At 73.6% G+C, this 12,661-nt stretch carries 7 protein-coding genes; 4 read left to right on the top strand and 3 right to left on the bottom strand.

The genetic code is table 11. The features are described 5' to 3' along the window. Nucleotides 1-16: 16 nt before the first annotated feature. On the bottom strand, nt 17-2,401 hold the full coding sequence (locus C2L59_RS10900) for a tetratricopeptide repeat protein (RefSeq protein ID WP_103349403.1): 2,385 nt from the start codon (nt 2,399-2,401) through the stop codon (nt 17-19). A gap of 79 nt (nt 2,402-2,480) precedes the next feature. Between C2L59_RS10900 and C2L59_RS10895 the strand changes: the two genes are divergently transcribed. Beyond that, nucleotides 2,481-3,305, top strand: a complete 825-nt coding sequence (locus tag C2L59_RS10895) for a radical SAM protein (protein ID WP_158263033.1) — start codon at nt 2,481-2,483, stop codon at nt 3,303-3,305. Nucleotides 3,306-3,772: 467 nt separating this feature from the next. Next, on the top strand, nt 3,773-4,747 hold the full coding sequence (locus C2L59_RS10885; protein ID WP_103349402.1) for a beta-propeller fold lactonase family protein: 975 nt from the start codon (nt 3,773-3,775) through the stop codon (nt 4,745-4,747). 55 nt (nt 4,748-4,802) lie between these two features. Here C2L59_RS10885 and C2L59_RS10880 read toward each other — a convergent pair whose 3' ends face one another. Then, entirely contained in the window at nt 4,803-7,652 is a 2,850-nt protein-coding gene (locus C2L59_RS10880; protein ID WP_233223410.1) for a BTAD domain-containing putative transcriptional regulator, read from the bottom strand. A gap of 187 nt (nt 7,653-7,839) precedes the next feature. On the opposite strand from C2L59_RS10880, the gene C2L59_RS10875 reads away from it, so the two are divergent. Next, nucleotides 7,840-9,495 (top strand): long-chain fatty acid--CoA ligase, encoded by a 1,656-nt coding sequence (locus tag C2L59_RS10875; protein ID WP_103349400.1) that lies wholly within the window; start codon nt 7,840-7,842, stop codon nt 9,493-9,495. Here the strand turns inward: C2L59_RS10875 and C2L59_RS10870 are convergent. Further along, nucleotides 9,448-11,139, bottom strand: a complete 1,692-nt coding sequence (locus C2L59_RS10870; protein WP_103349399.1) for a GAF domain-containing protein — start codon at nt 11,137-11,139, stop codon at nt 9,448-9,450. The two genes, C2L59_RS10875 and C2L59_RS10870, sit on opposite strands and share 48 nt — an antisense overlap. A 101-nt stretch (nt 11,140-11,240) precedes the next feature. On the opposite strand from C2L59_RS10870, the gene C2L59_RS10865 reads away from it, so the two are divergent. Continuing rightward, nucleotides 11,241-12,653, top strand: a complete 1,413-nt coding sequence (locus tag C2L59_RS10865; protein WP_233223408.1) for an MFS transporter — start codon at nt 11,241-11,243, stop codon at nt 12,651-12,653. Nucleotides 12,654-12,661: the final 8 nt, after the last annotated feature.

Raw genomic sequence — 12,661 nt, 5'->3', positions numbered from 1 at the left:
CCGGGCCTCGTGCTGATCAGGGCAGGGCACGCCGGATCTGCTCGAGCCGTTCGACGGCTTCCGGGTCGTCGAGCTGCGCGAGCAGGCTCGCCGCTTCCCACCGGACCGGCACGGCTTCGTCGTCCGCGCCGGCCGCGGCCAGTGATTCCGCGAGGTTGGCGAGGACCAGGCCCAGGACCCTGGGGGCCTCGGCCGCCCGCGCCACCTCCACCGCCTGCCGGTGGAAGGGCACAGCTTCGCCGGCGCGGCCCGACTCCCGGTGCGTGGCACCGATTCCGTCGAGTGACCAGGCCCGCCGCTGGGACACGCTCGAGTCCGAGAACATGCCGAGGGCCCGCCGGTAGGACACGAGGGCGTCTTCGTACCGGCCGGCGATGCGCTGGATCCGGCCGTAGTCCAGCAACGCCCAACCTTCGGTGCGGGTGTCGCGCAACTCCTGCGCGATCGCGACACCTCGTGCGGCGTCGGCGAGTGCTTCGCCCACGGCACCGAGGTTCGCGCTCGCCCGGGCGAGCAGAATCAGGCCGACGAGCTCGAAGTGCCGGTTTCCCAGTTCCCGGCCCAGTTCCACGCTGTCGCGGGCGGCATCGACGGCGTCGCGGTGCCGCCGCATTCCGTCGTAGGCTTCGGCGAGGTTGAACAGGGCTGCCGTTTCCCCTTCGATGTCCCCCTCGACCCGTTGCAATTCCCGAAGGTTCTCGAACCGGTCGACAGCCCGCCGGAACTGCCGCCTGTGCAGAAGGATGACCCCGAGGAAGTTGAGGGTGATGCGCAGGCCGTGCCGGTCGTCGAGTTCGCGGAAGATGGCCAGCGCCTGCCCGGCGCGGGCCGCGGCTTCGTCGAACCGCCCCTTCGTCCGCTCGATCTCGGCGAGCGTCGCCAGGAGTGCGCCTTCGCCCTGCCGAGCGTCGTCGCGACGGGCGGCGGCGAGGGCGACGTGCACCGCCGCACGGCGGTCGTCGGCCGGCATGAGGTGCATGGCCGGTTCGGCCGCGAGGCCCAGTTGCCACGTCACGGTGTCGAGTCCGGACTTTCCCGCCGCCCGGATGGCGGCAAGCAGGTTCGGACCTTCCAGCTGGCACCACTCCACGGCCGCGTCACGGTCGGCGAACTGCGGCACGGTGGCCGGTGCGGGGAGGGCATCGGGCGGCAGGATCCGCCCCCAGTGACGCATGTCCGTGCCGACCCGGTGCGCGGTGTGCAGGTACCACGCCAGGATCCGGGCCACGGCGTCCCGCCGGTGTCCGGACGGTTCGTCGCGGTGCGCGGAATCGGTGGCATAGGCCCGCAGCAGGTCGTGGAACTGGTAGCGGCCGGCCGCGGTCTGCTCCAGCATGTGGGCGCCCACGAGGGCGTCGAGCAGCACCCGGGCGGTCGCCACCGGCAGACCCGCCGCCTCGGCGGCGACCCACGTGCCGAACTCGGCGGCCGGGTGCAGCCCGAGCAGGCGGAACATGCGCGCCGCCGCGGGCGTGAACGACCGGTAGGACCACGCGAACACCCCGCGGACGCCGTCGTGCTCCTCGCCGGTGCCGGCCGAGAGCTCGTCCCAGACACGGGATTCGTCCCGCAGGTTGCCGATCAGTTCGGCGAGCGGCATCCACGGCCGGGACGCCGCACGCTCGGCCGCGATGCGCAACGCCAAGGGCAGGCGCGCGCACAACCGGGCGAGCTCGGTGACGTCGGCCGGCTCGTCGCCGCTGCGGTAGTCCGCGGTGAGCGCCCGGATCAGCGTCGTCGCGTCGGCCTCGGGGAGGGTCTCCAGGGTGATGCGGTGCGCCCCGTCGTGGGCCAGCACCCCTTCGAGCCGGTCCCGGCTGGTGACGATCGTGCGGCACGCGGCTCCTCCCGGCAGGAGCGGGCGGACCTGCCCGATGTGCGCGGCGTTGTCCAGGACCACGAGCACCTGGCGGCCGGCCAGCAGCGAACGGTAGAGCGCGGCCTTGCCCTCGACGTCGTCGGGGATCCGGCCCGGCGCCACGGCCAGCGCGCGCAGGAACCGGTCGAGCGCCTGCTCCGCGGTGACCGGCGCGCCCGGGTCGTAGCCGCGGAGGTTCACGTACAACTGCCCGTCCGGGAACCGGCTCACCGCCCGGTGGGCCCAGCGCAGCGCCAGCGCCGTCTTGCCGACGCCGGCCGTGCCCACGACCACGGTCAGCCCGGCCGGCTCGGCGCCCAGCAGAGCCCGGTCCAGCCGGTCGAGTTCGACCGTCCGGCTGACGAAATCGCGGACATCGCGGGGCAATTGCCGGGGGACACCGGAATCGGCGGCCGGCGGCCGGTGGAAATGCACCCCGCCGCTGATGTCCCGGGCTTGGACGACGTCGGCCGCGGTGCCGGACAGCGTCGAACGGGTCCCGTCCGGGACCGGCTCGTCACCGGGGATGTCAGGGTGGGCCATCACTCACCTTGGGGCGCGCAGGGCTGCCCAGCATATCCGGCCGCTTCCGCCGCCCGTCCGGTACTGCGAGACTGAACGGATGCGAAACGGCAGCGTCCCCGTTGATCTCGTTTGGCTGGAAGTCACCGGAAAATGTCAGCTGACCTGCGTCCATTGCTACGCCGAAAGCACCCCCGCGGGCCGCCACGGCCCGATGACCCGCGCCGACTGGATCCGGGTCATCGACGAGGCCGCCGCGATCGGCGTGCGCAAGGTCCAGTTCATCGGCGGCGAGCCGACCCTGCGCCCGGAACTGCCGGACCTGGTCGGGCACGCGGCGGATTCCGGCCTGCGGGTGGAAATCACGTCGAACCTCGTCCGCCTGTCCGCCCGTATGTGGGCGGCGGCGGCCCGGCCCGGGGTGGAGCTGGGGACGAGCTACTACTCCGACGATCCGGCGGAGCACGACGAAATCGTCGGCCGGCGGGGCAGCCACGCCAGGACCACGGCGACGATCAGGACCGCACTGGCCCGGAACATCCCGGTGAACGTGGGCATCATCGACGTCCGCCCGGGTCAGCGGGTGGCCGCGGCCCAGGAGACGCTCCGGGAAATGGGCGTCGGCCGGATCGCCGTGGACCGGCTGCGGCACCTCGGCCGCGGCGCGGCGGGCCGGCGCCCCGAAACCGGCGAGCTGTGCGGCCGGTGCGCGAAGGGCGTCGTCGCGGTGCTGCCCGACGGATCGGTGACACCGTGCCCGATGTCGCGCTGGCTGTCGTTCGGCAACGTGCGCGAAGCCCCCTTGGCCGCCCTGGTCCGCGGCGCCGGGGCGCGGCGGATCCGGGCGTCGATCGCCGAGGCGACCGCGTGGACCGCGAACTGCGCCTCGGGCAGTACCGGTGGTGGCGGCGGGTGCACTCCCTGACGCCGCCGCCGGCGGTCAGGTCGGCCCACGAACAGGTGAGTGATCACCGACGTGTGGTTCGGTAGGTGCCGGCGCCCCACGGGCGCGCCGATCTTCCCCTCGTCATTCGTTCTTTCAGCGTCCCCTGAACTCCCCGGTTATCGAGTGGGACGAACAACCCGGGGAATTCATTGACCCCCCGTACAGTGGCGCCATACGTTCGCCACCCGGCACCGGGGCCACCCGGTCGGGTTCAAAAGGTTTATTCGCGGGATTGGCGCCGGCCGTCATCGTCGTCACTCGTCAAGGCGATCATGATCTTGTTCCGGTGGCAGGTTCGCCGAAGCGTCGGTTAGCGTGGTCGCGGCCCGGGAAACGGCGCGCCACAAGCGCTTCGCCGACCGGTTTCGCCGAAGGCGTCCGCACGGGAGATCCGGGGATCCTTCATTTCCTGCGCAAGACACGGGTTGCCCCGACTGGAGAAGCTAATGTCATTCGGCAATGGCGCGATTCCGCGCTCGCGGCGGCGTGCCGTGCGGATCCGGGTGCTGGCGGTGCTGGTCCTGGCGGCCGCCTCCGTCTGCCCGGAGGCGCACGCCTATCCCTCGCGGGTCCAGGTGTTCGTGGCCAACAGCGGTTCGGACAGCGTGACCGTGTACGACACCCGGATGCAGGAGGTGGTCGCGACCATCCCGGTGGGCCGGTCGCCGGTCGGCGTGGGTGCGGCGCCCGACGGGGACCGGGTCTACGTCGCCAACGAGCTCTCCGACACGGTGTCGGTGATCGACGCCCGGACCTACTCGACGCTGGCCACGGTTCCGGTCGGACTGCACCCGTTCGGTGTTGCGGTCGCGGGCACACACGCCTACGTGACGAACTTCGGTGCCGACACGGTGTCGGTGATCGACACCGCGACGAACACGGTCGTGCGGCGCATCCCGGTTGGCCGGTTCCCGCACAGCCCGGCCGCCAGCCCGGACGGGCGCCGGGTGTACGTGACCAACAACGGCGCGGCCACGGTGTCGGTGATCGACGTCGCGTCGGACCAGGTCGCGGCCACGCTGCCGGTCGGCCGCTTCCCGGCCGGCATCGCCCTCAGCCCGGCGGGCGACCGGGTCTACGTGGCGGCGACCGGCGCCAACAGCGTCAACGCGATCAGCGCGGCCGGCCCGACGCTGATGACGACGCAACCGGTCGGGCAGGTCCCGATGGGCGTCGCGGTCACCCCGCGCGGCCAGGTGTACGTGGCGAACGCCGGCTCCGACACGGTGTCGCTGCTGGGCCACACCCCGATCCCGGTCCAGGACCAGCCCGAAGGCGTCGCGGCGGCCCCCGACTCCAGCTACGTCTTCGTCACGAACTCGGGCTCGGGCTCGATGTCGGTGATCGACACCGCGACGAACACGGTGGTGGCGACGGTGCCGGTCGGGAGCGAACCGGAGGGCCTCGCGGTGACGTCGTGATCCGCCGCGGGTGGGCGGAGAACCAGGGAGCCCACGATGGCAGTGGTCCCTGCGCTCAGCCGACATCGCCGGTCCGGCTCCAGTTCGCCGCCCGCTTCTCGACCTCGTCCGCGGCCGGGTGCAGGTTGCCTGCCCGGTACAGGTCGATGGCCTGCCGCCACGCTTCGTTCGCCTGGTCCGGGTGGCCCAGAGCCCGGTGGGCGTCGCCCGTGGCGGCGAACGTCGCGGCCTGGCGGTAGGTGTTGTCCAGGTGGCGCCACAGGGACAGAGCCCGCCTGGACCGGTCCAGGGCCTCGCCGTGGTCGCCGGTTTCGGCGGCGATCGCGGCCAGGCTGTCCAGGGCGTCGGCCTGGCCGTAGACGTCGTTGCGTTCGCGGCAGCGCGCCAGCCCGGCTTCGGCGTGGCTGCGCGCCTCTTCGTGGCGTCCCAGCCGGCTCAGGCACGCGCCGATCAACGCGAACGCGCGTGCTTCCCACTTGCCGTCTTCGAGTGCTCCGTACAGCTCCTGCGCGCTGGTCGCGTGCTCCAGCGCCCGCTCGTCGTCCTTCTCGTGCGTCCAGTGCAGCGCCAGGACGAAGTGGACGCCCGCCTGGCCCAGCGTGTCGTCGATGTCGCCGGCCAAGGCCAGCGAACGGTTCAGGTGGTGCAACGCCTCGGCCGGCAGCCCGAACGGGCCGTAGACGAGCCCGAGGCGGCGGTGCGCGCGGGCCTGCACGGCCACGTCCGCGAGCCGCTCGGCGGCGGCCAGGCCGGCCAGCCACGACGTGATGTTGGCCTGCAGGTGCCCGCGGCGGTAGTGGAAGTTGTCCAGCGTCCAGGCCAGCTGCCACACCCAGGTGTCCCAGCCGGCGTCCTCGGCGGCTTGGCGCGCCGCGAGCACGCACTGGTGGTTGCCGTCGAACCAGGTCATCGCGGCCGTGTCGTCGGGCAGCGGGGCCGGGACGCAGCCCGGCGGTGGCTCGCCGACGTCGATCGGCGGGTGCTGCTGGTCGAGCAGGCGGCTGCCGCGGTGGCCGGTGTGCAGGTGGAAGGCGACCAGCCGGCGCAGCGCCGCGGTCCGGGCCGGTTCCGGCTCGTCGGCCAGCGCGGTGGTCCGCGCGTGCAGGCGGACCAGGTCGTGGAAGCGGAACCGCCCGGTCACCGGCTGCTGGAGCAGGTGGTCGTCGACGAGGCTTTCCAGCAGCCGCTCGGCTTCGGCCGGGGGCACCGCGGCGAGCGCCGCGGCGGCCGGGACGTCGACGTCCGGGCCCGGGTTGAGGCCGAGCAGCCGGAACATGCGCTGCTGCGCCGCGTCGAGGTGCCCGTAGGACAACGCGAACGCCGCGGCGACGCTGCGGTCGCCCGCGGACAGCTCGGCCAGGGCCCGGCCCGCCTGGCGCAGCCGGTCGGCCAGGTGGGCCACCGTCCACGCGGGCCGGGTGCGCAGCCGCGCCGCCGCGATCCGGATGGCCAGCGGCAGGTGCCCGCACAGCGCGACGACGTCGCGGACGGCACCGCCTTCGGCGGCGGGCCGGTCGTCGGCGACGATCCCGCCGAACAACGCGACCGCGGCGTCCTCCGGCAGCACGTCCAGCGACAGGGTGTGCGCCGCCTCCAGGCCGACCAGCCGCCGCCTGCTGGTGATCAGCAGCAGGGCACCCGCGCTGCCCGGCAGCAGCGGCCGGACCTGCGCGGCGTCCGCGGCGTTGTCCAGCACGACGAGGATCGAGCGGCCGGCCAGTTCCGCGCGCCACAGCGCCGCGCGGGCGTCCGGTTCGTGGGGGATCCGGTCCGCGGCCACGCCGAGGGCGCGCAGCAGCGTGTCCAGCGCGGCCGCCGGGCTGGTCGGGGCCTGGCCGGAGGTGTGCCCGTGCAGGTCGATGAACAGCTGGGCGTCGCGGTAGTGCCGGGCGAGCCGGTGCGCGGCGTGGATGGCCAGGGTCGTCTTGCCGATGCCGGCCATCCCGTCGATCGCCTCGATCACCACGGCCGTCGGCGCCCGGTGCGTGACGCCGTCCCGGGCCGAAAGCAGCCGGGACAGCTCGGGTTCGCGGCCGGCGAAGTCGGCGATGTCGCCCGGGAGGTCGTTGCGGACCGCGCCGGCCGGCCGGGTGGCGACCGGCCGGGCCGGGCGCGGGGGGAACAGCCGGGGATCGTTGTCGAGGATCCGGCGGTGCAGCCCGGCCAGGCGGGGCGAGGGGTCGAGCCCGAACCGGTCGACGAGCAGCGTCCGGGCCCGCGTGAACGCGTCCAGCGCGTCCGCCTGGCGGCCCGCGCGGTACAGCGCCGTCATCAGCTGGCCCCACAGCCGCTCGTGGCCGGGGTGGCGGTCGGTCAACGCCGTCAGCTCGCCGATCAGCGCCTCGCCGGCGCCGGTGGCGAGGTCGGCGTCGATGCGGTCTTCGAGGGCGCCGAGCCGCAACGCCCGCAGCCGCCGGGTTTCGGCCAGCAGCGCCACGGTGCCGCCGAAGTCCTCGTAGGCGTCACCGCGCCACAACGCCAGCGCGCGGGACAGCCGGTCCGCCGCCGTCACCGGATCCGCCGCCAGCGCGGCCCGCCCGGCGGTCGCCAGCCGTTCGAACTCGCGGGCGTCGAGCAGCGCGGGCCCCAGCCGCAGCGCGTAGCCGGCCGCGCGGGTCTCGATCAGGTCGGCGGCGACCGGCGCCAGCGAGCGGCGCACGCGCGACAGGTAGGTCCGCACCGTCCGGGGCGTCCCGGGCGTGGCGTCGACGTCCCACAGCGCGTCGGCCATGGTGTCCACTCCGGTCACCCGGCCGGCGTTCGCGATCAGCAGCGCGAGCAGCGTGCGGATGCGGGGACCGCCCAGCTCGAGCGGCCGGCCGTGCACCAGCACCTCGAACGGGCCGAGCACGCGGAACTCCGGCCGGTCCTGCCCTTCGGTCCCGTCGCCCGCCGGGTCGTCCATCCCCACCCTTTTCAGGAGGGCCGGTCCGCGGCGGGGATACGGGTCCGTTCGGCCCAACCCCGGCGTTGTCGACCGGTTCCGTGGAGGTGATCACCACCGCCGGCTCCCGACGAGTGGGCGGTTCCGCCCTCTCTCCGCGGGCGGGACCGCTTCTACAGTCACTGGCGACGGAAGGAAAGGGGGTGCCATGGACGGGTTGATGCAGCCGCGGCCGCTCACCATCGCCCACATCCTGGAGCGAGCCGAGCGGCTCTACGCGCACAAGGAAGTCGTCACGGCGGGGGAGGGGCGGCTGACCTACGCCGAGGTGACCGGCCAGGCCCGGCGCCTCGCCACCGCGCTGGCCGGCCTCGACGTCCCGCCCGGGGCCCGGGTCGCCACCTTCGCGAGCAACCACCGGCGGCACCTCGAGCTGTACCTGGCGGTGCCGGCCACCAAGCGGGTGCTGCACTCGATCAACATCCGGCTGCCGGCCGAGCACCTCGAGTACATCGCCGGCCACGCCGAGGACGACGTCGTGTTCGTCGATCGCGCGCTGCTGCCGCGGATCTGGCCGAGCGCCGGCCGGCTGCCGGGCGTGCGGTACTGGGTGGTGCTGCCCGACGGCAGCGGCACGCCGGTCCCGGCGGACCCGCGCGTCCTGGACTACGACGAGCTGGTCGCCGGGGCGGCGCCGTTCACCGGCTCGTTCGAGGACACGTTCACGCTCGCGGACGAGCAGCTCGCGTCCGGGCTCTGCTACACCTCCGGGACGACCGGCCCGCCCAAGGGCGTGCTCTACAGCCACCGGTCGACGGTCCTGCACGGCCTGGGCACCCTGGCCGCAGGCCTCATCGGCCTACGCGAGAGCGACGTGGTGCTGCCGATCGTGCCCATGTTCCACGCCAACGCCTGGGGCCTGCCCTACGGCGCCATGCTGGCGGGCGCGGACCTGGTCCTGCCCGGCCCGTCCGCGGACCCGGGCCACCTGCTGCGGTTGATGGCGGCCGAGCGGGTCACCGTCGCCGGGGCCGTCCCCACGGTCTGGACGAGCCTGGCGCCGGGCCTGCGGGAGCACGACCTGAGCGCCACGCGGTTCCTGCTCGGCGGCGGCTCGGCCGTCCCGCCCGCGTTGTCGGAGACCTACCGCGCGGCGATCGGCGTGCCCATCACGCACTCCTGGGGGATGACGGAGGTCAGCCCGGTCGGGGCGATCGGCGGCACCCGCACCCAGCACCGGGACGCGGGCGAGGCCGAGCAGGTGGCCGTGCGGGCCGCCCAGGGCCAGCCGCTGCCGCTGGTCAACGTGCGGATCGCCGACGTCGAGACCGGCCGGGAGCTGCCCCGCGACGGCGACGCCGTGGGCGAGCTGCAGGTGGCGGGCCCCTGGGTGGCGGGCGGCTACTACCGGGTGGACGCCGGCGGCAGCTTCACCGCCGACGGCTGGCTGCGCACCGGCGACCTGGCCACCATCGACGCCGAGGGCTACCTGCGGCTGGTGGACCGGATGAAGGACCTGATCAAGTCCGGCGGCGAGTGGATCTCCTCGGTCGAGCTGGAAAGCGCCATCACGGCCCACCCCGACGTCGTCGAAGCGGCGGTGATCGGGCGCCCGGACCCGCGGTGGATGGAACGTCCGGTGGCCTACGTCGTGCTGCGCGAAGGCAGCGTGACGACCGGCGACGACCTGCTGGCGCACCTCACACCGATGGTCGCGAAGTGGTGGCTGCCCGACGAAGTCGTCCTGGTGCCCGCCCTGCCGAAGACCGGCACCGGCAAGATCTCGAAGGCCGCCCTGCGCGGCTCGGTGGCGGTCTCAGGGCGTGACCGCGCGGAGCTGGTGCAGCCGGAGGCCGAGCTGTAGTTCGAGGTCGTTCTCGTGGCGCCAGTCGAAGCCGAGCACGGTGCCGGCCCGGTCCAGCCGCTTGAGCAGTGTGTTGACGTGCAGGTGCAGCGCGCGGGCCGTCGCCGCGACGTTGGCGCGGTGGACGTAGTACGCGCCGAGGGTGCCGACGAGGTCGGTGCCGCGCCGCTCGTCGTAGTCGAGGAGTGCGCCGATCGAGCCGGCCAGGAACCGGTCGAGCTCGCCGGCCCGCTCCGGGTCGAAAACCGTGGCGTACAAGGCGTATTCGCGCGTGGTGGCGCCCAGGTCGGTGTGCCCGAGCGCGCGCAGCACCGCGCTGCAGCGGCCCGCCAGTGCGAAGGCCCGGGCCCAGTCGTGGCCGGCGGCGGGTTCCCCGACGACGAGCACGGGACCGCCCAGCGAGCGCCGCAGTCCGGTGTGGACTTCGGCCACCGTGCGGACGGCGTCGGTGCCGGGCAGGATCATCGTGGCCCGGCCCAGGTGTTCGCCGGCCAGGCCGTTGCGGTCGCGGGCGATGTCGTACAGGTGCCGGGAAAGGCCGCCCGCCGGCATCGCCGGGGACTCCGCGACCAGCACCAGGTCCAGGCGGTCGGCGTCGATGTTGCGCGCGCGGGTGCGGGCGCGCTGGGCCGGGCCGATCCCCGGGCTGCCGACCATCAGCTCGGTCAGCAGCTCGCCGCTGAGGCGCTCGCCGGCCTCGGCCACGGCGCGCTCCTTGAGCACGAGCAGGCCGAGGATGTGGGTGGCCCGTTCGAGGGTCCGCAGGTCCGTGTCGTCCGGCACGTCGTGGCGGCCGGCCGCGTCCGGGATCCACACCAGCGCACCGAGGTAGCTGTCGCCGGCCTGGATCGCGGCCACGCAGCGGGTGGTCCCGTCCGCGGCCACCGACACCGAGCAGCGGCCCGAGCGCCGGGCGTCCTCGACGGCGCCGGTCAGGTCGCTCACGTCCGTCCGGCCGAGGAGCGTGACGCTGCCACCGAGCTGGTCGGCCAGGTGCTGGGCGACGTCGTCCGGTGTCCCGCCGCCCAGCACGACCCCGGTCAGGACTTCGTGGATCGCCTGCGCCCGCTCGATCTTCCGGTACGCGACCCGCAGTTCCCGCAGTGCGGTCCGGCTTTCTTCGTAGAGCCGCGCGTTGTCGAGAGCAACGGCGGCGTGGTCGGCGAACGCGTTCAGCAGCGCGATTTCCTCGGCCTGGAACGAACGTTCGGAGCGGTCCGCGGCGAACAGCGCGCCCACCGCTTCGCCGCGGATGACCAGCGGCACCCCGAGCAGCGCCACCAGGTCCTCGGTGCCGACCAGGCGGTCGAAGTTCGGATCGTGCTGGATGAGCGTCGAGGAGGCGTAGTCGCGCACCCAGTGCGGGCTCTTGGACGCCAGCACCTTGCCGCCGAGCCCGACCGTGGCCGGGATGGTCGCGGCGAGGAACTCGGCGGAGATCGTGCCGTCCGACGCGCGGGCCGACAGCCGGCCGTCCGGGCCGACGAGCGAGAGGTAGGTGAAGTCGGTGCCGATCAGGTCGTGGGCGTGGTGGACGATCGACTGCAGGACCTCGTCGAGCTCGCCGAGGGCGGTGAGCGACTTGACGGTCGCGTACAACGACGCCAGTTCACGCTGCCGGCGGCCGGGCGAGCCAGTGGTCACGAAGGGATCCTCCGGGGGCATCGGGTGGGCGAAAGACCCACCGTCCGGTGCGGAGGAGTGGGTGGTCCACACCTCCGGTCGCAGCGTAACGGCGCCCTACCATGACCGCCATCACCTGCCGGCGCTCCTCGACGAAGGCGGCAACCATGGCCATCCCGCTCACCCAGCCCGAAGGGCAGTCCGCCGCCGCGGTGTCCGCCACCCGGCGCCGGGCCTTCCGCAAACTGCTGGCGGCGGGCCTCGTCGGCAGCTCGATCGAGTGGTACGACTTCTTCCTCTACGGCACCGCGGCCGCGCTGGTCTTCCCCAAGGTGTTCTTCCCGCACGCCACCGCGCTGACCGGGACGCTCCTGGCCTTCAGCACCTTCTGGGCGGGGTTCGTGGCGCGGCCGATCGGCGGCGTGCTCGCCGGGCACCTCGGGGACCGGTACGGGCGCAAGCCGGTCGTCGTCGCCTGCCTGGCCGTGATGGGGGCGGCGACCTTCCTCATCGGCTGCCTGCCCAGTGCGGCCGCCGCCGGGGCACTGGCACCGACCCTGCTGGTCATCCTGCGGTTCGTCCAGGGGCTCGCGGCCGGCGGGCAGTGGGGCGGCATCGTGCTGCTGCTCACCGAGTCCGCCGGGCCGAAGCGGCGCGGGTTCGCCGGGACCTTCGGCCAGACCAGCGTTCCGGTGGCCGTGGTCCTGTCCAACCTGGTCTTCGTGGCCGCCGGCGCGCTGATGCCGGACGCCGCGTTCCTCAGCTGGGGCTGGCGCATCCCGTTCCTGCTCAGCGTGGTCATGTTCGCGATCGTGCTCTACATTCAGGCCAAGGTCGAGGACACCCCCGAATTCCGGGCCCTGCAACGGGAAGCGTCGACGCCGGTGGTCCGCGCGCCGCTGGCCGAGGTCGTCCGGCGCAAGGGGGGCACCATCCTGCTCGGCTGCGGGCTCCTGTCGGCCACCAACAGCTTGTTCTACGTCAGCATTTCCGGGCTGCTGAGCTACGGCACCGGATCGCTGGGGCTCAAGCGCAACGCGCTCCTCGCGGTCGTGCTGCTCAGCTCGGTGGCCATGCTCGCGACCATCCCGTGGTCCGGGCACCTTTCGGACAAGGTGGGCCGGCGGCCGCTGATCCTGATCGGCGGCCTCGGCGTGGCCGTCTGGGCCTTCCCGTACTTCGGGCTCGTCGGCACGGCGTCCCTGCCGCTGATCTTCGTCGCGGTGACGGTGGGCTTCGTGTTCCAGTGCCTCACCTACGGCCCGATCGCGAGCTTCCTCGGCGAGCTCTTCGCCCCCGGCGTCCGCTACTCGGGTGCGTCGCTGGCCTACCAGCTGTCGGCGATCGTCGTCAGCGGCGGCACGCCGTTCCTGATGACCGCGCTCATCGCGCAGACCGGGAGCACCTGGCCGGTCGCCGTCTACATCACGGCGATGGGGCTGATCACCTTCGCCAGCGCGTGGTTCCTGCCCGAGACCAATCCCGCCGAGGTCCGCGCCGACCCGCACGCCGTCCCGGGCGCGCACCTGCACTGAGAAGGGGC

It is taken from the genome of Amycolatopsis sp. CA-128772 (genome assembly GCF_002904295.1).
Lineage (GTDB): Bacteria > Actinomycetota > Actinomycetes > Mycobacteriales > Pseudonocardiaceae > Amycolatopsis.
Note: the sequence above shows the minus strand (reverse complement) of the source record. Positions and strands in the feature narration are given on the sequence as shown.

What these genes read in the sequence shown, in the direction of transcription:
- C2L59_RS10900 (WP_103349403.1), bottom strand. Translation starts at nt 2,401, where the DNA reads ATGGCCCACCCTGACATCCCCGGTGACGAGCCGGTCCCGGACGGGACC.
- C2L59_RS10895 (WP_158263033.1), top strand. Translation starts at nt 2,481, where the DNA reads ATGCGAAACGGCAGCGTCCCCGTTGATCTCGTTTGGCTGGAAGTCACC.
- C2L59_RS10885 (WP_103349402.1), top strand. Translation starts at nt 3,773, where the DNA reads ATGTCATTCGGCAATGGCGCGATTCCGCGCTCGCGGCGGCGTGCCGTG.
- C2L59_RS10880 (WP_233223410.1), bottom strand. Translation starts at nt 7,652, where the DNA reads ATGGACGACCCGGCGGGCGACGGGACCGAAGGGCAGGACCGGCCGGAG.
- C2L59_RS10875 (WP_103349400.1), top strand. Translation starts at nt 7,840, where the DNA reads ATGGACGGGTTGATGCAGCCGCGGCCGCTCACCATCGCCCACATCCTG.
- C2L59_RS10865 (WP_233223408.1), top strand. Translation starts at nt 11,241, where the DNA reads ATGACCGCCATCACCTGCCGGCGCTCCTCGACGAAGGCGGCAACCATG.